This is a genomic window from Williamsia deligens, assembly GCF_024171765.1.
Lineage (GTDB): Bacteria > Actinomycetota > Actinomycetes > Mycobacteriales > Mycobacteriaceae > Williamsia_A > Williamsia_A deligens.
In genome coordinates this window covers 668824-689826 of record NZ_JAMTCI010000001.1, presented here as the reverse complement: position 1 = coordinate 689826, position 21003 = coordinate 668824, and the positions used below count along the sequence as shown (strand labels likewise).

Sequence of the window (21003 nt, the reverse complement as noted above, 5' to 3'; positions counted from 1 at the left end):
GTCACGGTGATTTTGTTACCGCACGTTGCGCGCGGTTTGTATACATTGCTCGTGCAAACAAAAAGAACCGGACGTGGAGGACACATGGCACCGACCGACACATCGTCGATCGTCGACACCGCCTGGCTCGTCCGCGCCGTCCGCGAGGGTGCGCCCGTCGTCGTGGTCGAGGTGGTCGACGACCCGGCGACTCGCGGTCGGCTCGCGGGGTCGGTGGTCGTCGACTGGAGGTCCCTCGTCTGGCACGAGTCACGCCGCGAGCTCGCCGACGCCACCGTGATCGCACGACGGCTCGCCGACCTCGGCGCGGGTGCCGGGTCGACCATCGTCCTCGCCGGCGACCCGACGCAGTTCGCCGCCTACGTCCTCTGGGCGTCCCGCGTCGTCGGGCTCGACGGGGACCTCCGGTACCTCGACGGCGGGGTGGCCGCCCTGGCACAGCTCACGCGCACCGACGTCACCCTGTCGCCCTCGGCGCCCGCGCTCGAGCCGATCGCGGTGGGCACCTCCGACCCCGCCACGGTCGTCGATCGGGCACACGTCGCGGCGGCGTCGGGGTCGTCGACGACGGTCGTGGTGGACATGCGATCCCCCGAGGAGTTCTCGGGCGCGCGGGTGTCTCCGCCGTCGATCCCCGTCGACCACGGCGCGGTGCGCGCTGGTCGGATCCCCGGCGCGCGGCACCTGCACGCCCTCGATCTCCTCGACGCCGATTCCCGCCTCCGTGATCGGGAGACGCTGCGCCACAGCGTGTCCCCGGTGACCGACGGCGCAGACGAGGTCATCCTGTACTGCCGGCTCGCGCACCGCGCGGCGCTCGGGTGGCTCGACCTGACAGACGTGCTCGGTGTCCACGCCGTCCGTGTCTACGAGGGGTCGTGGACCGAGTGGGGCAGCGTCGTCGGCGCGCCGGTGGAGCGATGACCGCCCTCGCGACGCGACGGGGCGTCGGTTCGCGACGCGTCCTCGCCACGGTGGGATCGGCGGTGCTCCTCGCCTGGGCCGCTGTCACAGTCGCCTTCCTCGCTCTGCACCTCGCCCCCGGCGACGTCATCACCGCGGCATCCGGTGACGGCGGCGACTCCTCGCAGCGCGCGCGCATCGCCCACGAGTGGGGTCTCGACCGTCCGCTGATCGTGCAGTACGGGCGCTACCTCCTCGACCTCCTCCACGGCGACCTCGGCTACTCGTTCGTCCAGGGTGACCGCGTCAGCCACATCCTGTTCGGCGACCAGCTGTGGTCGACCGTGACGCTCGCCGGCACCGCGCTGGTCGTCGTCGTGGTGGTGACGCCGGTCCTCGCCGTGCTGACCGCCGGCCGGCGCGGACCCCTCGCCGGGGTGGTCAGCGGCCTCGAGCTGTCGGCGGCGTCGGCGCCCACGTTCTGGATCGGCCTGGTGCTGATCTGGGTGTTCGCGTTCACGTTGCGTGTCCTGCCGGTGACGTCCGGGACGGAACTGCAGCGGCTCGTTCTGCCGGGCGTGACCGTCGCATTGCCCATCGCCGGCGTGCTGTCGCAGGTCATCCGCGGTGGCATCGAGCGGGCGTTGGAGCAGCCGTTCGCCGTGACGGCGCGGGCGCGCGGTGTGGGTCCGATCCGACTGCGCGTCGTCCACGGTCTGCGTCACGCCCTCATCCCGGCGACGACGCTGGCCGGGTGGGCGATCAGCAGCCTGCTCACCGGCACGGTCGTCGTGGAGGAGGTGTTCGGGCGCGCCGGGCTGGGGACCGTCACGGTCGACGCCGTCACCGCCAAGGATCTCCCGGTCGTGCTCGCGGTCGCACTGCTGACCGCAGCCGTCTACCTCGGGGTGAACCTCGTCGTCGACCTCGCCCTGCCGCTCGTCGACCCGCAACTGAAGGAGGGCGCCCGATGAGCGCGGCACCCGTGATCCAGGGCTGGGCGGTGCCGCGTGTGCGCCGGATCCCGGTCGGCCTAGCGCTCGCGGGGGCGTTCCTCGCGGCGGTGATCGTCGCCGCGGTGGTGCCGTCGGTGTTCGCGACGGGCGACCCGCTGCGGATCGACCTCGCGCAGATGCATGCGCACCCGTCGCTCGCACATCCCTTCGGGTGCGACCAGCTCGGCCGGGACGTCTGGACCCGGGTCGTGCACGGCACGCGACAGTCGGTCGCGATCGGCGCGGCCGCGACGGCACTCGCGGTGGCGATCGGCGTACCGCTGGGACTGCTCGCCGGCATCGGCAACCGGGTCACCGAGACGCTGCTGTCGCGCTTCTTCGACCTGATGGGCGCCTTCCCCGAGATCCTGCTGGCCCTGGTCCTCATCGCGGTCACCGGCAGCGGGACGGGCAACGTCGTACTGGCGATCGGCATCGCGGCCGCACCACGGTTCGCCCGCGTCATGCGCGCAGACACCCGGCTCGTCGCGCGCGCCGACCATGTCGTCGCCGCCCGCCTGCTGACACGGTCGCGGGTCCGGATCGTCCTGCGGCACGTACTGCCCAACGCGATCGGCGCGTTGCCGGTGCTCGTCACCCTCGGCCTGGGGACGTCGATCCTCGGTGCCGCGGCGCTGAGCTTCCTCGGCTTCGGCACCCAGCCGCCGACCCCGGAGTGGGGGTCGATGCTGGCCGAGTCCCGCGACGATCTCCGCATCGCCTGGTGGGCCGTGTTCTTCCCGGGCGTCGCGGTCACCGCGACGGTCGTGGCCACCACTGTCGTCGGGCGAGCGGCCCAGCGTCGCTTCGAGAATCGGGTGACGGCGTGACCGCCACCACCGACGGCGTCACACGGGTGCCCGACACGGGGACCGACGAGTCCGTCGCTGAGGTGATCGCTCGGGTCGCGAACCTGGGGGTGTCCTTCGGCGGGGTGCCGGTGGTCCACGGTGTCGATCTCCACGTCCGCCGTGGTGAGGTGCTGGCAATCGTCGGGGAGTCCGGGTCGGGCAAGTCCGTGACCACCCGGGCGCTCGCCGGGCTGGCCGGCCCCGGTGCGCAGGTGGAGGCCGACGCGTTCGACGTGCTCGGCTCCGATCCGCTCCACGATCTACGCGTGCGATGGGACGACCTGCGCGGCAGGCACATCGGCCTCGTCCTGCAGGACGCGCTCACCGCACTCGACCCGCTGCGCACCATCCGAGCCGAGATCGGAGAGGCGCTGCGCCATCTGCCCCGTCGAGAGCGCGCCGCACGCGCTGCCGAACTGCTGACCTCGGTCGGCGTACCGGATGCGCAGGCGGTCCTGCCGCGCCGCGCCTTCCAGCTTTCCGGTGGGCAGCGACAACGCGCGCTCATCGCGTCCGCGGTCGCGGCCGGACCGGAGCTGTTGATCGCCGACGAGCCGACCACGGCGCTCGACGTCACGGTGCAGGCCCAGGTGCTGGCGCTGCTCGTGGATCAGGCCGCGCAGGGGCGTGCGGTCATCGTCGTCAGCCACGATCTGGCCGTCGTCTCACAGATCGCGCACCGCGTCGTCGTCATGCACCACGGCCGCGTCGTCGAGGAGGGCCCGGTGCGCGAGGTGATCGACCGACCGGCCCACTCCCACACCCGCTCCCTGCTCGCCGCGGTGCCCCGCGCGGCGGCACCCGCCCCGATCGAGCCGACGGGTGCGCCGGTCGTCGAGGCGTCGGACCTCACCGTCGGCTACCGGGTCGGTCGCGCGACGGTCGGCGGGATCCGTGACGTCTCCTTCGCGATCCACCCAGGCGAGGTGCTCGGGGTCGTGGGCGAGTCGGGGTCAGGCAAGTCGACCGTCGCGAAGGTCGTCACCGGACTGCTCGCGCCGCAGGCCGGCTCGCTGCGATTCCGCGACGACGACAGCCGCGACGGTGTGCACACCCGACCGGGCGAGATCGGCCTCGTGGCACAGGATTCGCTCGGGTCGTTCGATCCCCGGTACGACGTCGGGGCTCTCATCGGCGAGAGCGTCGCGACGGTCGTACCCGACCGCGCCGGACGCCGTACCACGGTCCTCGAACTCCTCGACCGGGTACATCTCCCGGCCTCCGTCGTCGACCGCCACCCCCGGGAACTGTCCGGCGGTCAGCGACAGCGGGTGAACATCGCACGGGCCATCGCCTCCCGTCCCCGACTGCTCGTGTGTGACGAGCCCGTCTCCGCCCTCGACATCTCCGTCCAGGCGCAGATTCTCACCCTGCTGGGCGATCTCGCGTCCGACGGACTCGCCGTCCTGTTCATCTCCCACGATCTCGCGGTTGTTCGGCAGTTGTGCCATCGGACTCTCGTCCTCGACGCCGGACAGGTGGTCGAGTCCGGCCCCACCGAGGACGTCTTCCGCCGGCCGCGATCCGACCGTGCCCGTGCCCTTCTCGCGGCGATCCCCTCCCTGGAGGTCGCGACGAGCCGCCACACCAACACCCGAGAGGTGACCCCGTGACCCCCCACGTCCGACATTCCCTGCCACGCCGAGCGCGTGCGCTCGCGTTGATCATCGCGCTGGTGACGGTGGCCGCAGCCTGTGCCTCAGACCCCGAACCCGATTCGGGGGGAGGCGGGCCGACCGGTCGACCGGCCGCGGGCGGCACCTTCACGATCGCGCTCGACAACTACCCCGAGCGTGGATTGAACCCGCACTACGGCGCGTCGTTCGACGCATCGCAGGTGCTGCGGAACGTCTACGACAGCCTCGTCTCGGAGGACGCGTCGGAGAACTTCCACCCGTGGCTCGCGACCGCCTGAACGGTCTCGCCCGACGGCAAGACCTACGACTTCACGCTTCGCGAGGACGTGACATTCCACGACGGCGAGAAGCTCGACGCCGCTGCGGTGAAGACGACGCTCGATCGGTTGCGCGACCCGGCCTACCCGTCGTGGACGACCCTGGGCACACTGCAGTACTCCAGTGTCACCGCCGTCGATGTGGTCGCGCCCTACAAGGTCCGCATCTCGTTGTCGTCGCCCCGCGCCGACTTCCTCTCGACCCTGGCCGGTCTGAGCGGTGCCATCGTGGCGCCGCGGTCGTTGCAGGCGGACAAGGCGACGCTGACCGCCGGCACCGGGCTCGTCGGGTCGGGTCCGTTCGTGATCGACCGTGTGGTACCGGGTCAGGAGATCCGCTTCCGCAAGAACGCCGACTACCGGTGGGGTCCGACGACGGCGACGCACACCGGCGCCGCATACGTCGACTCGCTGGTGGTGAAGTACGTGCCCGAGGGATCCACCCGCGCGGGTCTGCTGCGCAGCGGCGAGGTGAACGCGATCGCGACGGTCAAGGCCACCGACATCGGGCTGTTCAAGGGGCAAAGCAATTTTCAGTACGACCAAGTCGGCTCGGTCGCGTCGCCGACGGTCGTCATGCTGAACGTCACCGACGGGGCGACACGGGATCCCCGCGTCCGCCAGGCGGTCGCCGAGGGTGTCGACCTCGACGCGCTCATCACCTCGGTCACCCGGGGCACCCAGCAACGCGCGCACAGCCTCATCCCGTCGGACAGCAAGTACCACGGGAAGGAGGCACAGGCACGGGCAGCCGACCCCGACGGGGCCCGCCGGCTTCTCGACCAGGCGGGATGGACGGCCCGGTCGGGACAGGACTTCCGGGTGGACGCCTCGGGTGCGCCGCTGCGGCTGACGCTGCTGGCCACCACGCCGACCTACCCCCTCGACGACGTCCTCAAGGCGTGGCAGGCCGAACTGCGACAGGACCTCGGCATCGACCTGCGATTGCAGTACGTCGAGAACGCGCAGGTGTACGACCTGTTGGCGCGCAACGACTATCAGGCGTTCCCCCGACAGGTGGGCGGCCTGGACCTGTCGCTGCAGCTCAACCGCGCGTTCGGGTCGACGACCCCCGACCTGAAATACGGGCAGCTCGACGGCATCACCCTCGGGTCGATCGTCGGGGGATCGAAACTGTCCGACCCGCAGGTCGATCGCTGGTTGGTCGACGCGACCACCGCCACCGACACCACACGACGTGCGGAGCTCTTCGCCCGCGTCGACGACCGGATCCTGTCGCAGAACGTCGCCATCCCGCTGTTCACCGATCGCAACAGCGTCGCGGCGACGTCGGCCGTCCATGGCCTCTCGACCCTGTTCGACCCGCCTCGCAACGTCGCGAACGGATGGTCCTACGACATCGCCGTCCGGACCGAGTGATCCAGAACCCCTGCACGACCGATCGATCCAGCTCGACCGACTCATGAAAGAGGTGCACGATGACCGCAGTACTCGAACCCCTCACCTTCGACCGGAACATCCCGCGGGGGATCGTCCACCGGCAGTCGATCGCCGAGGTGTTCCTCACCGACGCCCAGCCGACGGCCGACGGCGCCGTGTTCGCGGCGCAGTTGCCCCGCAACCACTCCTACTTCAGCGACACCGCGGTGCGTCCGCCACCTACGACCCGCTGTTGATGGTGGAGGTGTTCCGGCAGGTCGCCATCTACTACGCCCACACCTTCCTCGGTGTGGCGCGCACGGAGAAGTTCGTCTTCGGGGCGGCAGATTTCGAGATCCTCGACGCCGCGACGCTGCGAATCGGAGCGTGCCCCGGGCACTGCGTCATCGACGCCCATGTCGTCGTCGAGAAGAAGCGTGACGGGCAGGTGATCGGTCTGACGCTCGAGATGTCGGCCACCATCGAGGGCCGCCTCGCCGCACGCGAGGCGATGACGTACCAGTGGATGCCGTCGACCGTGTGGGAGCGCATCCGTGTCCGGGGTCGTGACGCGCTGGGTCTGCCCCCGCAGCACCGCATCCCGGCTGCACTGCACGTCGCGCGGATGCGTCCCGGTTCGGTGGGACGGCACAACCCGCGCAACGCCATCCTCGCCAACCCCGAGCTCGAGGGGACCGAGCTGCGTGCCCTGACGATCATCGACACCGACCACCCGTCGCTGTTCGACCACGCTCTCGACCACGTCCCGGGGATGCTGCAGTTCGAGGCGGCACGCCAGATCGCGATGGCGTCGGCGAACGTCACCCTCGGACTCGACACGAGCCGCATGGTGATGCACCGCCTGCAGATGGAGTTCACCGCGTTCGGTGAGTTCGAACGGCCCACCGAGGCCCGCGCGACCGTGGAACCCGACGGCGTCGGCGGAGCGACCGCCGCTGTCCGGCTGCAGCAGGGCGACGACGTGATCGCACGCGGCGACGTCCACCTGAGCCTGCTGGGCGCGGACGTCGCGACGATGGTCCAGTGACCGCGCGTCCGGTCGGCGGGTCGCCGTTCGTCTGGTTCGACTTCGGCGGCGTCCTGTCGCCACCGCTCGACGAGCTCTTCCTGCGGTACGAGCAGGTCACGGGTATCCCTGTCGCCGTGCTCAAACGGGCCATCGAAACCGTCGGCGCGCAGTCCGGTCTGCCCCCGCTGGCCGCGATCGAACTCGCCGTCGTCGACGAGCGGACGTGGGTGACCCAGCTGCACGACGCGATTCGTGCCGAGCGTCCCGATCTCGACCTGTCGCGCAGTGAGCCCGATTTCGGCCGCCAGTGGTTCGACGGTCACGTCGTGAACGCCGGCATCCGTGATCTGGCGGTGGAGCTGCTCGACGCCGGTGTGCAGGTGGGGATCCTGTCCAACAACGTCGTCGAGTGGGAGCCGTACTGGCGGCCCATGGTCGGACTAGACGACGTCGTCACCGATCTCGTCGACTCGTGTCGCGTGGGCGTGCGCAAGCCCGATCCGGCCATCTTCGCCCTCGCCGCAGAGCGCAACGGCGTGCGGCCGGAGGACAACATCCTCGTCGACGATCTCGCCGAGAACTGTGCGGCGGCTCGGGCGGCGGGTTGGCGGGCCATCCATTTCACCGACACCGCGTCGGCCGTCGCCGAGGTCCGCGCGGCGGTGGGTGCGCTCGCGGTGTGACGACCGGTTCCCGGATCGGCACCTCGCCGCTGTCACACGGCGGCGGCGAGGTAGCCGTCGGGTGCGATCACGGCGGCGACCCACGGTTGCTCCGGTGTCACCTTCCCCACGATCACTCGGGTGTCCGGGAGGTGTGTCGGTGGCTCCACGGTGTCGTCGGGGACGATCGCGACGGGGCGACCGGCGCGCAGCAGGTCGGCGAGGGTGTACGTGTCCCCCGACCCGGTCTCCACCACGAGGTCGGTCTGGAAGCCCGGTTGGAACTGCCCGCTGATCATCTCGGCCACCGCGTCATGAACCCGGGGGACCGCGAGCATGGCGAGCATGGCGTCACGCGTCGCCGTGTCCGCAGGGTTCATCATCCGCGCCTGAAGGACCGTGTTGGCGACGACGGTGCCGGCGACGGCCACCCGCGATCGCGACCACTCGTCGAGGACATCGACGTCGAGTCCGCCGCGGATCACCTGTGCCAGGCGCCATCCGAGCGTGAACGCGTCCTGCATGCCGGTGTTCAGGCCCTGCCCCCCGAGGGGGTAGTGGACGTGTGCGGCGTCGCCGACGACCACCAGGCGGTCGTCCCGCATGCGGGTGCGGTGACGGCCGAAGTCGCTGAACCGGGTCAGGTGCGAGATCTGCGACAGGCCGGGGTCGCGGCCCAGGATCGACGCCACGCGGGCCCGGAACTCGGACTCGTCGGGTGTGGACCGGTCGGCGAGGGGGCCGGAGAAGTCGAGGGCGATGACGCGGGCGGCCCCGGAGGAATTGGGGTTGTGCAGCGTCCATCCGCCGTCGGTGGGGAACCATCCCGGGGGCGGTGCCGGGTCGCCGACCACCGCGAGGCCCGCGATCGCGTTCATGGTGGCGGGATAAGTCGTCGCCCCGAAGTCGCCGTGACGCGCGACGATCCCGCGGGCACCGTCGGCGCCGACCACCCAGTCGGCGCGCAGGACGGTCGTGTCGGCGTCGAGACGGTCAGGGGTGACGTCGAGTTCGGCGCCGTCGTCGTGGACCCGGAGATCGGAGACGGTGTGTCCCCGCAGGATCGTGGCACCCAGTGCCCGCGCGCGCTGCTCGAACGCGGCCTCGAGGCGGGCCTGCGGGATACCCGCGATTGGGGCGGGTTCGACGGCGGGCGCGCTGATGGTCAGCACCGGTTGCGCGGCGAACTGGAACGGGGTCGTCACCACGCGGTCTGCGCCGGAGACGATCTCGTCCGCTCGGCGGGATGGGATGTATCCCCGCCGTGCGAGATGGGAGAGCGACCGCGCGTGCACGGTCCCGGCGCGCGGACGCTCGTCGACCTGGGTCCGGGTCTCGATCACCGTCACCCTGCGGCCCGCCAGCGCCAGCTCGGCCGCGATGCACATGCCGACCGGGCCGCCTCCGACGACCGCGATCTCCACCCGCTGTTCGTGATGGGGCATTCGACTCCTCGTTCCTCCAACGCTTGCACCGACGCTCGTAGTACCTACTATAAGAGTCGTACCTACGAGAGCCATAGCGATGCCGCCCACAGCGCGGTACCGCCGACGGAAGGAAGAGCCGTGTCCTCATCGAGCACCGAGACGCCGGTCGACGCGACCGGGCCGGCCGCGACACCACATACACCGACAGCTCCGTCGCAGGACCCGCCGAGCCGGTGGACGCTACCGATCGTCCTGGCGGCACAGTTCGTCACACCGACAGCCATCGCGGGCACGGCCATCGCGCTGCCGCGCATCTCCGAGGACCTCGGGTCGAACCCGACCGCGCTGCAATGGGTCGTCAACGGGTTCAACGTCGCGTTCGCACTCGCCACCCTGGTCTGGGGTGCGCTGAGCGACCGCATCGGTCACCGGCAGACGTTCACGCTGGGGTCGATCGCCGTCACCCTGGGCAGTGTCCTGAGCGCCCTGGCCCCGAATCTGGCCCTGCTCGACATCGGCCGCGTCGTCGCCGGTGTCGGCGCCGCCGCCATCCTCACCGGCTCGAGCTCACTGATCTCCAGCGCCTACGACGGCGCCCGCCGCACGCACGCCTTCGCGATCTTCGGCACCGTCAACGGTCTCGGACTGGCGTTGGGTCCCACCATCTCCGGCGCTCTCGTGGCGGCGGTCGACTGGCGCGGCGTCTTCGTCGTCCACGCCGTGATCCTCGCTGCCGCGGCGGTCGGGTCGCGTGTCCTGCCCGCGGTGCGTCCCGCGCGGGGGGCGGCCGGCGGCCCGATCCTCGACATCGGTCTGCTGCGCAACCGGGAGTTCCTGGCCATGTGCCTCGTCCCGGTCGCGGGCTCCATCGGCTTCGTCACCCTGCTGACCTATCTGCCCAGCGCGTTGAGCGGCATCAAGGATCTCGACGCCGGACGGTCCGGTCTGGTGATGCTCGCGATGACCATCCCGGTCCTCGTCACGCCGCTGCTGGTGGCGCAGCTCGTCACCCGCATCCGCGCGCTCACCGCCGGGGCGGTGGTCGTGGCCAGCCTGATCGCGCTGATCGTCGGCAACGCCGGGATCCTGCTCCTCACGCAGGGGCAATCGGTGCTGTGGATCCTCGTCCCGATGGTGTTCCTGGGCCTGGGCTTCGGACTGCCGATCGGTCTCGTCGACGGGCACGCGCTGTCGGTCGTCCCGGAGGAGAAGACCGGGACGGCGGCAGGGTTGCTCAACTTCTTCCGGATCGGCAGCGAGGCGGTGTTCGTGGCCGGATACGCCGTCGTCATCTCGGCCGTCGTCGGCAGCCGGTTGTCCGGCGCCGCCGCCGACGACACCGCTGCCGGCCAGTACGGCCACCCCGACGTCTACCAGCACGCGTTCGCGACGACCGTCGCGATCCTCATCGCTCTGCTGGTGATCGTCACCGTCGCGATCCTGGCGATCCGTCGCCGTTCGTCCGTCGCCGCCGGTGACGGGACAACCACAGCAGGAGGATGAGATGACCGTGTCGACCGCAGCCACAGGAGCCCGGGTGGACGTCCGGGACCTCCCCGGACTCCACCCCCCAGGGATGACCGTCCCCCTCGACGAGACGTCGGCGGGAGGCCTGCCGCAGGTGCAGCTGCCCAGCGGCCACCGGGCCGTACACTTGACGTCGTACCGCGACGTCCACCAGGTGCTCACCGACGTCAGCTTCGCGCGGGCGGAGACGAACGTCGACGACGGGCCCACGTTCCTGCCGACGATCATGCCCACCGAGATGCTCCTCAACCTCGATCACCCGGATCACGGGCGGCTCAAGGGTTTCGTCGGGTCGTCCTACAGTGCCGCGGCCGTCGCGCGTCGGGTTCCGAGCGTGAACCGTGCCCTCGACGATGCGATCGAGCAGCTTCGGACCGACCGGGACGCCGGTGGGGCCGATCTGATGGGCACGCTACTGGACCCGTTGACCATCGGGGTCAATGTCGACTTCCTCGGCATCCCCCGCTCGGACGTCCCGGGGTTCCGGGCGCTGTCCCGGGAGATGCAGATCGCCGACGACGCCGACGTCCCCGCGCTGCTCGAGAGTTTCTGGACGCTGTACGGCTACATCGGCGACCTGGTGGCCGGGCGCCGGGAGGTCGAGCCCGGCCTCATCAGCGATCTCCTCGCCGCGCGGGACTCCGTGTCACCGCCGGTCACCGACGAGGAGTACACAGCGATCCTGCTGGGATCGATCGTGGGCGGCGACCAGAACGTCTTATCGGTGATCGGCAAGATCGCCTACGTGGCCCTCTCCCGTCCTGAGCTGTGGGACCACCTGGTGGCGCAGCCGGAGTCGATCCCGGCGGTGGTCGAGGAGTTCCTCCGACTGCTGCCACTGGGCCGCATCTCGACGTTCCCCCGAGTTGCGACCCGCGAGGTGACGCTCGAGCACGGGACGTTGCACCCCGGCGATGTGGTCTACGCCGACGCACACCGGGCCAACCGGGATCCCGCCGTCTACCCCGATCCGTGGGTGATCGACGTGACCCGGCAGGGACGCCGCCACCTGCAGTTCGGCTACGGCATGCACCACTGCATGGGCGCGGCCCTCGCGCGGATGGAGATCACGGAGACCGTTCGGCGACTCGTGACCGATCTCCCCGGTCTGCGGCTGGCCGTGGATCCTGGGGAGATCGCCTGGGACACCGGCATTCTCGTCCACCGCCCGCTGGCGCTGCCCGTCACCTGGTGACGGTCGTGGTCTGAGGGCGACCGCGTCCGGTCACGACCGTCTTGTCACTCAGTCGTCCAGGCCCCGCCCGGGGGTCGTCGATCCCGTCGGGGTCAGGCGACCTTCGGGCGGTTCGCCGCGTCCGCGGTCAGCACCGCGTCGAGGAGTCCGGGGAAGACGGTGTCCATGTCGTCGCGACGCAGACGGGTCATGCGTCCGTTGCCGACGTCGCGCTGCCAGATCAGGCCGGCGGTGCGCAACACCCGGAAGTGGTGGGTGCGGGTCGACGGCGCCCAGGGCAGACCGAACACGCTGCAGAACTGCTCCGCCCCCGTGGGTTCCTCGGCGAGTTGGGCGATCACGCTGCGACGGTTGTCGTCGGCGAGGGCGTGGAGCACCGCCGACAGGTCGAACTCGTCGAGATCCGGATGCCCGTCGGCGTCGGCCATGACGTCCCTCTCCCTCGCGACAGTGACGATGTTCATCGTACCTACACCCGGGCGGGTGCTCTCGCGGGCATGAGTGGACGTGCTTCGCCCCAGACGGTCAGGCGACGCGAGTCGTCGAACGCCGGTCGACCTCGTCGGTCGCCGTCGACTGATCGATGCGCCGGGCGCGTTGGGCAGCAGGGTCCGGGATCGGCAGCGCGTTCAGCAACTCTCGGGTGTACCGCTCCTTCGGGGCGTCGAACACATCGGCCGTGCGGCCCGTCTCGACGACGCGCCCCCGCTGGACGACCACGACACGGTCTGCGACGCGGTCGACGACGGCCAGGTCGTGGCTGATGAACAGGCAGGCGAACGCGTACCGCTCGCGGAGTTCGTCGAAGAGATCGAGCACGGCGGCCTGGACCGACACGTCCAGAGCGCTGGTCGGCTCGTCGGCGACCAGCAGTCGCGGGGCCAGGGTGAGGGCACGTGCGAGCGCCACGCGCTGACGTTGACCCCCCGACAACTCCGCCGGGCGACGGGTACCGAAGTCGCGGGGGAGGCGAACGGCCTCGAGCAGTTCGTCGATCCGGGACGCGAGGTCGGCACCGCCCGCGACGCGGTGCACGCGCAGGGGCTCGCCGATGCTGTCGGCGACGGAGCGCCGGGGATCGAGCGACGAGGCGGGGTCCTGGTGGACGAGGGCGACACCCCGACGGAGGTCGCGCCGCGCGGCCCGCGACCCGGTCTCGTAGGACCGGCCGTCCAGGGTGACCGTCCCGGTGGTGGGTCGGATGAGACCGAGTGCGGCACGTCCGAGAGTGGTCTTCCCCGAACCGGATTCGCCGACCAGGCCGACCACCTCGCCGACGGCGAGTGTGACCGACACGTCGTCGAGTGCGGTGAAGGCGGGGGTGCCCGATCGGGCCGGGTAGGTGACGGTCACGCCGGCGACATCGAGCACGGGAGCCTCGCTCGGTGAGGCGGCGTCGGCCCGCTGTGCGACGTGCCGTGTGGCACCGACCCGCGGCACCGCGGCGACGAGACCGCGGGTGTACGGGGTCGTCGCGGAAGCGAAGACCTCGTCGACACCGGCGTGCTCGACGATCCGCCCGGCCCGCATCACCACGACGCGGTCGGCGAGGTCGGCGACGACACCGAGGTTGTGGGTGATCAGCAGGATGGCGAGACCCCGGGACGCGCGCAGGCGGTGCAGGAGGTCGAGGATCTCCGCCTGGACTGTGACGTCCAGCGCAGTGGTGGGTTCGTCGGCGATCAGCAGGTCGGGGTCACCGGCCAGGGCGAGCGCGATGACGACCCTCTGGCGCTGACCACCGGAGAGCTGGTGGGGATAGAAGTCGACGCGGCGCTGCGCGTCGGGGATCTCCACCGCCTGCAGCAGTTCGACGGCACGCGCTCGCGCCGAGCGCTTGTCGATCCTGGTGTGCGCACGCAGAGCTGCGACGAGTTGCCGTCCGACACGGCGGACCGGGTCCAGCGCGGTCTGCGGCTCCTGGAACACCATCGCGGCGCGCGCACCACGTAGTGCACGCAGCTGGGTCTCGTCGGCGTCGACCACCGACACCCCGTCGAGCTCGACGGTGCCCGACGCGTGGGCACCGGGTGGCAGCAGGTGGAGGATGCTGCGGGCGGTGAGCGTCTTGCCCGACCCGGACTCGCCGACCAGCGCGACGACCTCGCCGCGGTCCACGTCGAGGTCGACGCCGTCGACGACAGGGGCGGCGTCGCCGAACCGGACGACGAGGTCGCGGACGTGCAGCAGGGTTTCCGGGTGCGTCGTCATGACCGTCGTGCCTTTCCGAGAGCCTGGGCGATGAGCAGGAACCCGAGGACGAGCAGCGAGACCACGACCAACGGGCCGACCGCATAGGCGTAGTTCGCGTCGAGGTTGGGGATGGAGTCGGCGACGAGCGACCCCAGCGACGGCTCGGGTGGGCGCACGCCGATACCGATGAAGCTCATGGCCGATTCGACGAACACCGCGAGCGACAGCGACAGGGCGATCTGCACGCCGGCCGACTCGATCGCGTTCGGCAGCACATGGGTCCGGAGGATCCACCAGCGCCGCGCGCCGATCACCTCGGCGGCCTCGACGAACGGCTGTTCACGCACGGTGAGGACGGCGGTGCGCACGAGGCGACCGAACACGGGTACCTCGGCCGCGGCGATCACCACGCCGACGGTCACCTGCCCCGGGCCGATGATCGCGGCGGCCATGATGCCGAGGATCAGCGCAGGGAACGCGAGCACGATGTCGAAGGCGCGCTGCGTCACCACATCAGCGAGCGGATGCGTGGTGGCGACGAGCCCGAGGAGACCCCCGACGACCGCACCGACTGGCACCGACAGCACCGCGATGACCAGGCTGATGCGGATGCCGTACAGCACACGCGACGCCACGTCGCGGTTCACCTGATCTGTGCCGAGCCAGTGGTCGGCGGACGGTCCGAGGAGGTTCGCGCCCGGGATCTGCGCCAGCGGGTCGTACGACGCGAGTAGCGGCGCCAGGACCCCGGCCACCGCGATCACGCCGACCAGCACCAGACCGACAAGGCCCTGACCGTGGGTCAGCGAGCGCCACAACGGTTCCCGCCTGTGCGGGCGGGTGTCGTCGACGGCCAGGTCGTCGGCGACGAGCTGCTCCACGCCCGACTCGAGATCACCGATGCTCATGTCCGTGCTCCCACATGGATTCTCGGGTCGAGCCAGGCGTGGACGATGTCGGTGGCGAACTGGACGAGTACGAACACGGCCACCGACAGCAGGAGGACGACCTGCACCACCGGGTAGTCGCGCCGGCTGACGCCCTGTTCGATGAGCTGGCCGATACCCGGCCATGCGAACACGGCTTCGACGAGCACCGCCCCACCCGACAACTGACCGACCTGCAGGCCCAAGGCCGTCACCATCGACGGGAGCGCGTTCCGGAGCGCGCTGCGCAGGACGATGTCGCGCTCGCGCACCCCGAGCGCGCGCTGCGTGACGATGTAGGGCTTCCCGAGTTCGGTGCGCAGGCTCTCGGTGAGGAACCGGGTCAACGCCGCGGCGACCGGCAACGCCAGGCACACCGCCGGCAGCAGCAGGTACTGCACGGTGATGTCGGGACGAGTGAGGTACCCGCCCGGAGGGACGCCTCCCGCGGGGAGCACCGGGATCGCGACCGCGAACACCAGCACCAGGAGCACACCGGTGACGAACGGCGGCAACGCGACCGACACCGTGTTGACACCGGCCGACAGCGACGTGAGCCACCGTCGGGGGTAGAGGACGGTGCTGACCGAGACCGCCACCGCCAGCAGCACGGCGAGCACGATCGCGGTCACGGCGAGTGCCAGCGTGTTGCCGAGACCGTCGATCACCAGCCCGCCGATGTCGCCACCGATCACGAACGAGGTGCCGAGGTCGAAGGTGAGGACACCGCCCACCCAGCTGAGGTACTGCGCGACCACCGACCGGTCCAGCCCGAGCTGGTGGCGGATCGCCGCGACCGACTCGGGCGTCGCGTCCGGCCCTGCGAGCGATGACGCCGGGTCGCCGGGGACGAGCCGGATCACCGCGAAGATCAGGACGGAGGCGCCGACGAGCACGACCACGGCCGACGGCAGCCGGCGCAGGACGTAGGAGGTCATGAGATGAACGCGTCGGTGTAGACCTGTTCCGACCGCTTCGTCCACCGCACCCCGTGCACCGACGCCGACGTCACCAGCTGGTTGAAGGTCACACCGATCTCGATGAGAAAGAGGTCCTTCAGCAACTCGTCGGTGATCGCCTTGTACCGGGAGACCGCTTCCGCGCCCGTACCGTCGACGATCTTCCACGCGGAGTCGGCCGCCGAGGTGTAGGCGGCCGAGGTGAAGCGCGAGGCGTTCTTCGTGGCGTTGAACGGGTAGGCGCTGGTCGCGAGGGTGGACGGTGTGTACTGCGCCCAGGAGTGGAAAGTCACCCACAGACCCGGGAACTGCGCGCCGATCAGTTGCTTCACGAACACCGCCGGCTCGACCGGGTCGAGGGTGACCGGGATGCCCACGGCGGCGAGGTTCGCCTGGACGATCTGGGCGGTGGCCGCGTAGTACGGGTTGTTGGCCTGGTACGTGAGCGGCAGCGGTGCGCGGACACCACCGACCGCGGACACCAACTGCTTCGCCCGCTCGGTGTTCAGCGCGTAGGTCTCGTTGCGACCCGCCTCGAACGCGGGCGACGCCTTGGGCCACGGCGCGTTGATCGTGTAGCCGTAACCGCGGAAGACCTCCGAGATCACCCGCTCACGGTCGAGGGCGTACGCGATCGCCTGACGCAGCCGGACGTCCGCGAGCGCGGGATTCGTGACGTTCGCACCGACGTAGATCTGCAGCTCTGCCCCGTCGAAGGTGATCGTCCGGAAACCGTTGTCCTTCGAGAGGTTCTGCGCATCCCGGTAGTTCAGGTTGAACGCGCTCTGGACCTGCCCGGACCGCAACGAGTTGAGCAGTGCCTGTGAGTCCTTGACGATCGACACCTCGACCCGGTCGAGGTAGGGCCGGTCGGCGAGGAAGTACTTCTCGTTGCGCTCGAACGTCAGGGAACTGTTCGGGGTCCGGCTGGTGAGCTTGAACGGCCCTGTGCCGATGAACGCCTCGCCGGCGGCGAGCTTGTCCAGCGACTCGCTGTCGAGGACGGGGACCGTGTCGAGCAGGTCGTAGATGTTTCCCAGCGGGTGCGCGAAACGCAGCACCAGGCGATGGGGATCGCTCGTGTCGTAGGAGGTGATCGCCGCCGCGGTGCTGCGCAGCTGGGCCGTCCACTTCGGGTCGGCGTATGTCCTGAGGGAGAACTCGGCGTCCTTCGACGTGAAGGCCCGCCCACTGTGGAAGGTGACGTCGTCCCGCAGCTCGAGGGTCAGGGACAGTCCGTCGGAGGACAGCTGCCACGACTTCGCCAGCAGCGGTTGCGGTTCGAGCTTGTCGTTCGGGTAGCGGACGAGGCTGTCGTAGGCCAGGCCGATGACGGTGGTTGCGCCGGCCGTGTTGGTGAGGAAGTTGGCCGGCACGACGTCCAGGGGGATGCCGGCCTTCAGCGTCCCGCCGCGCTTCGGCGTGGCCGACGCGTCGCCGGCCGACGATGCCTCGTCGACCGCCGACGAGCATCCGGCCGCGACAGCGGTGCCGAAGATCGCCATCGCGGCGACCGCGGAGCCGCGCAGGAAGGAACGCCGGTCGAAGCCGGTGGTGAGGGGAGTGGTCGTCACGTCGATTGCTTTCGTGTGGGAGCGGTTTTTCGGCGATCGGGCCGTCCGGGTAGCGGTCACGCTACCCATGGCATCAGTCGAAAACCCTGGTGAGCAGCGTGTTTCGATCATGACGACTCGAAACGTCGACGCTCACGGACGAGCCGTGGTCGGGTGGCCCGGTTCGAGCAGCGCAGACTGCTTCCCCGTGCGAAAGGGTCCACCATGTCGGGATCAGAGCCCACTGCCGTCAAACTCGGCGCCCACATCGGAGCCCGGATCGAGGGTGTGCGCCTCGGCGGCGACCTCGACCGCGACACCGTCGAGTTCGTCCGCAGGGCGCTCCTCGAGCACCAGGTGGTCTTCTTCCGGGATCAGCACCACCTCGACGACGACGCGCAGTACGCCTTCGCGGAGCTGCTCGGCAGCCCGACGACCCCGCATCCGACGGTCACGTCGCGCGGGACCCGCACGCTGGCAATCGATTCGGACTACGGAAAGGCCAACAGCTGGCATTCCGATGTGACCTTCGTCGACCGCATCCCCAAGGCGTCGATCCTGCGTGCCGTGTCGCTGCCGGAGTACGGCGGCAACACCACCTGGGCGTCGCAGGTCGCCGCCTACGAATCGCTGCCGGTCAGCCTGCGCGCACTGGTGGACAACCTCTGGGCGACGCACACCAACGCCTACGACTACGCGGCCACGTCCGCCGAGAAGATCAACTCGGGCAGGACCGCGGAGTACCGCAAGGAGTTCCAGTCGACGTATTTCGAGACCGAGCACCCCGTCGTGCGCATCCACCCCGAGACGGGCAGGCGGACCCTGCTCCTCGGCCACTTCGTCAAGGGTTTCATCGGGCTCTCGACCAAGGAGTCGCAGGCCCTGTTCACCCTCCTGCAGGACCGGGTGACCAAGCTCGAGCACACTGTCCGCTGGCAGTGGGCCCTCGGCGACGTCGCCATTTGGGACAACCGCGCCACCCAGCACTACGCCGTGGCCGACTGGGACGACCAGTACCGGCGCCTGGAGCGGATCACCCTCGCCGGTGACGTGCCGCAGAGCGTGCAGGGCGAGCGCAGTCGGGTGATCGCCGGTGACGCCAGCCACTACTCGGAGGTCGACGAGCCGGTCCTCGTCGCCTGATGGGCGTCCCGCCGCATGCGCGGGGGTACGAGGGATTCCGGGGACAGATCGGGCGGACCACGGCCGACTCATCCCCGGACTGGCCGGACGAGGCGTCCGCCCCGGCCGGCGCCCCCAACGTGGTGGTCGTGCTCGTCGACGACATGGGTTTCAGCGTCACCGGGCCCTACGGATCCGAGATCCCCACTCCCCATCTCGACCGACTCGCCCAGGAGGGATTGCGCTTCAGCAACTTCCACACGACTCCCCTGTGTTCGCCCTCGCGCGCCGCACTGCTCACCGGCGTCAACGCGCATCGTGCCGGGTACGGCTACGTCGCCAACGCCGACCCGGGCTACCCCGGCCTTCGGCTCGAACTCGCCGAGGACGTCGCGACCCTCCCTGAGATCCTGCGATCCCACGGGTATGCGACGTACGCCGTCGGCAAGTGGCACCTCGTGCGCGACGCGAACATCGCACCCGGACGCCCGCGTGACTCGTGGCCGACCCAGCGCGGCTTCGATCGGTACCACGGGTCGCTCGAGGGTCTGAACTCCTTCTTCCACCCCAACCAGATCACGGTCGACAACAGCCCGTCCACGGTCGACGAGTACCCACCCGGCTACTACCTCACCGACGACCTCACGGATCGAGCCGTGCAGTACATCACCGGTCTGCGGGCCCACGACGCGACGAAACCCTTCTTGCTGTACTTCGCCCACGTCGCGATGCACGGCCCGCTGCAGGTGAAAGACACCGATCGCGAGCCCCATCGTGGCAGATACGCCCGCGGGTGGGATGCCCTGCGGGAGGAGCGTTTCGCCCGGCAACTCGAGAGCGGGCTGTTCCCGCCGGGGACGCGGCAGGCCCCGCGCAACAGAGAACCCGGATACGACGTCCCGCCGTGGGATTCCCTGTCGGCGGACGATCAGGAGCTGTTCGCCCGGTACATGGAGGTCTACGCGGGCATGGTGGGCAGTGTCGACGCCAGTGTCGGGCGGATCGTCGCCACCCTGGAGGCGCTGGGTGAACTCGACAACACGATCATCGTGTTCACCTCGGACAACGGGGGCACGGCCGAGGGTGGACCGGTCGGGACACGCAGCTACTTCGCGGAGTTCGCGCACATCGCCGACCCCCGGTGGGTCGGAGACGTCCCGCAGGATCCCGCGTGGATCGGCACCGCACGCCTCGGGGTGCACTACCCCCGCGGGTGGGGGCAGACCTCGAACACGCCGTTCCGCTTCTACAAGGGTCAGACCTTCGCCGGCGGGGTGCGGGTCCCGTTCCTCCTGTCCTGGCCTCGCGGTCTGACCGCGGATGGGCGTGTGCGCGATCAGTACACCTACGTCACGGATGTGACGCCGACGCTGCTGGATCTGATCGGCATCGACGCACCTCCCACCCGACACGGCCTGCCTGTGCGGTCGTTCGACGGGGTGTCCGCAGCCGACGTGCTCCGATCGCCCGACGCCCCGTCGCGGCACCGGGAGCAGTACTCGGAGATCACCGGCCATCGCGGGTTCTATCGCGACGGCTGGAAGCTGTTGGCGTTGGCCGAACCCGGGCGCGACATCGACGACCCGCGCTGGCAGCTGTTCGACGTGCGCACCGACCCCACCGAGCTGCACGACCTCGCCGCCGAGCGGCCCGACGTCGTGGCCGACCTCGCCGCCGCGTGGGACGAGAACGCCTGGGCCAACACGGTGTTCCCACTGCTCACCCGGGACGACCTCGCCCGTCGTCGACCGTCGGAGGCCAGGCTCGCCGACCCGGTCCGGGTCCTCGCGGGTACCCCGCCGCTGGAGCGCTATCGGTCGTCACGGCTCACCGCCTACCGCGACGTCACCGTCGACGTCGAGTTGGGCGGGTACACGACCGGCGACGAGGGTGTCCTCGTCGCGCATGGCGACGTGCTCGGTGGCTACCTCATCTGGGTCGAGGGTGGACGAGTTCATCTCGGCTACAACGCTTACGGCGTGTTCACGGAGGTCGAGGGCGGCCGTGTCCCGCAGGGCGCGCGGACGGTGACGCTCCGCGCCACGGTGGCCCCACACCTCCGGTGGGACCTCGTCCTCGCTGTGGACGGCTCCGATGTCGCGGAGCTCACCGGTCAGGTACAGCTGGTCGGGATGGCACCGTGGACCGGGATCTCGGTGGGACTCGACGCCCGCGGCCCGGTCCACTGGGACCTGCGGGAGCGTCGAGGGGTCTTCCGCTACACCGGGGATCTGGTCGCGGTGACCTACACGCCGGGGCCCGTGCGGGTGCCGGCCGCGCGGATCGACGAGATCGAGACCGCCGTCGAGGCCATCGCCGACTGAAC

Annotated in this window: 18 protein-coding genes and 1 pseudogene; 13 read left to right on the top strand and 6 right to left on the bottom strand. The window is 70.2% G+C overall.

The features are described 5' to 3' along the window. The first annotated feature begins 84 nt into the window (after positions 1-84). The 9 genes and pseudogenes from LX14_RS03255 (at position 85) to LX14_RS03215 (ending at position 7796) form a co-directional block, all read left to right on the top strand. A complete protein-coding gene (locus LX14_RS03255) occupies positions 85-924 on the top strand; it encodes a sulfurtransferase (protein ID WP_253645836.1) in 840 nt (279 codons plus the stop codon). Further along, positions 921-1877, top strand: coding sequence for an ABC transporter permease (locus LX14_RS03250; RefSeq protein ID WP_253645835.1), 957 nt, complete (start codon positions 921-923; stop codon positions 1875-1877). Before LX14_RS03255 ends, LX14_RS03250 begins: the two co-directional genes overlap by 4 nt. Continuing rightward, positions 1874-2728, top strand: a complete 855-nt coding sequence (locus LX14_RS03245; RefSeq protein WP_253645834.1) for an ABC transporter permease — start codon at positions 1874-1876, stop codon at positions 2726-2728. Before LX14_RS03250 ends, LX14_RS03245 begins: the two co-directional genes overlap by 4 nt. After that, positions 2725-4362, top strand: a complete 1638-nt coding sequence (locus tag LX14_RS03240) for an ATP-binding cassette domain-containing protein (protein ID WP_253645833.1) — start codon at positions 2725-2727, stop codon at positions 4360-4362. Before LX14_RS03245 ends, LX14_RS03240 begins: the two co-directional genes overlap by 4 nt. Continuing rightward, positions 4359-4664, top strand: a complete 306-nt coding sequence (locus LX14_RS03235) for a hypothetical protein (RefSeq protein ID WP_253645832.1) — start codon at positions 4359-4361, stop codon at positions 4662-4664. Before LX14_RS03240 ends, LX14_RS03235 begins: the two co-directional genes overlap by 4 nt. A gap of 12 nt (positions 4665-4676) precedes the next feature. Beyond that, positions 4677-6083, top strand: a pseudogene (locus LX14_RS03230) (ABC transporter substrate-binding protein); the annotation flags it as partial. Between the two features lie 59 nt (positions 6084-6142). Further along, positions 6143-6340 carry an AfsA-related hotdog domain-containing protein gene (locus LX14_RS03225; RefSeq protein ID WP_253645830.1) on the top strand — a complete coding sequence of 66 codons (198 nt, stop codon included), beginning with the start codon at positions 6143-6145 and terminating at the stop codon, positions 6338-6340. After that, entirely contained in the window at positions 6340-7131 is a 792-nt protein-coding gene (locus LX14_RS03220; protein ID WP_253645829.1) for an AfsA-related hotdog domain-containing protein, read from the top strand. The genes LX14_RS03225 and LX14_RS03220 overlap by 1 nt, the downstream gene beginning before the upstream one ends. Then, positions 7128-7796: an HAD-IA family hydrolase gene (locus LX14_RS03215; protein ID WP_253645828.1), complete on the top strand. Its 669-nt coding sequence runs from the start codon at positions 7128-7130 to the stop codon at positions 7794-7796. Before LX14_RS03220 ends, LX14_RS03215 begins: the two co-directional genes overlap by 4 nt. 32 nt (positions 7797-7828) lie before the next feature. On the opposite strand, the gene LX14_RS03210 is transcribed toward LX14_RS03215, so the two are convergent. Next, positions 7829-9220, bottom strand: a complete 1392-nt coding sequence (locus LX14_RS03210; protein ID WP_253645827.1) for an FAD-dependent monooxygenase — start codon at positions 9218-9220, stop codon at positions 7829-7831. Positions 9221-9340: 120 nt separating this feature from the next. Between LX14_RS03210 and LX14_RS03205 the strand changes: the two genes are divergently transcribed. Next, positions 9341-10705: an MFS transporter gene (locus LX14_RS03205; RefSeq protein ID WP_253645826.1), complete on the top strand. Its 1365-nt coding sequence runs from the start codon at positions 9341-9343 to the stop codon at positions 10703-10705. A gap of 1 nt (position 10706) precedes the next feature. Then, entirely contained in the window at positions 10707-11924 is a 1218-nt protein-coding gene (locus tag LX14_RS03200) for a cytochrome P450 (protein ID WP_253645825.1), read from the top strand. Positions 11925-12016: 92 nt separating this feature from the next. Here LX14_RS03200 and LX14_RS03195 read toward each other — a convergent pair whose 3' ends face one another. The 5 genes from LX14_RS03195 to LX14_RS03175 form a co-directional block, all read right to left on the bottom strand. After that, positions 12017-12388 (bottom strand): ArsR/SmtB family transcription factor, encoded by a 372-nt coding sequence (locus tag LX14_RS03195; RefSeq protein ID WP_308214063.1) that lies wholly within the window; start codon positions 12386-12388, stop codon positions 12017-12019. Between the two features lie 61 nt (positions 12389-12449). Next, positions 12450-14135, bottom strand: coding sequence for a dipeptide ABC transporter ATP-binding protein (locus tag LX14_RS03190; protein ID WP_253645824.1), 1686 nt, complete (start codon positions 14133-14135; stop codon positions 12450-12452). After that, positions 14132-15025 (bottom strand): ABC transporter permease, encoded by an 894-nt coding sequence (locus LX14_RS03185; protein WP_253645823.1) that lies wholly within the window; start codon positions 15023-15025, stop codon positions 14132-14134. Before LX14_RS03185 ends, LX14_RS03190 begins: the two co-directional genes overlap by 4 nt. Continuing rightward, positions 15022-15981 (bottom strand): ABC transporter permease, encoded by a 960-nt coding sequence (locus LX14_RS03180; RefSeq protein ID WP_253645822.1) that lies wholly within the window; start codon positions 15979-15981, stop codon positions 15022-15024. The genes LX14_RS03185 and LX14_RS03180 overlap by 4 nt, the downstream gene beginning before the upstream one ends. Beyond that, positions 15978-17576 (bottom strand): ABC transporter substrate-binding protein, encoded by a 1599-nt coding sequence (locus LX14_RS03175; RefSeq protein WP_253645821.1) that lies wholly within the window; start codon positions 17574-17576, stop codon positions 15978-15980. The genes LX14_RS03180 and LX14_RS03175 overlap by 4 nt, the downstream gene beginning before the upstream one ends. Before the next feature lie 204 nt (positions 17577-17780). Between LX14_RS03175 and LX14_RS03170 the strand changes: the two genes are divergently transcribed. Together LX14_RS03170 and LX14_RS03165 are read left to right on the top strand one after the other, a co-directional pair. Beyond that, the gene (locus LX14_RS03170; protein ID WP_253645820.1) at positions 17781-18698 is read left to right on the top strand and encodes a TauD/TfdA dioxygenase family protein; all 918 of its coding nucleotides are present in this window, start codon (positions 17781-17783) and stop codon (positions 18696-18698) included. Next, positions 18698-21001: an arylsulfatase gene (locus LX14_RS03165; protein WP_253645819.1), complete on the top strand. Its 2304-nt coding sequence runs from the start codon at positions 18698-18700 to the stop codon at positions 20999-21001. The genes LX14_RS03170 and LX14_RS03165 overlap by 1 nt, the downstream gene beginning before the upstream one ends. The last annotated feature ends 2 nt before the right edge of the window (positions 21002-21003 follow it).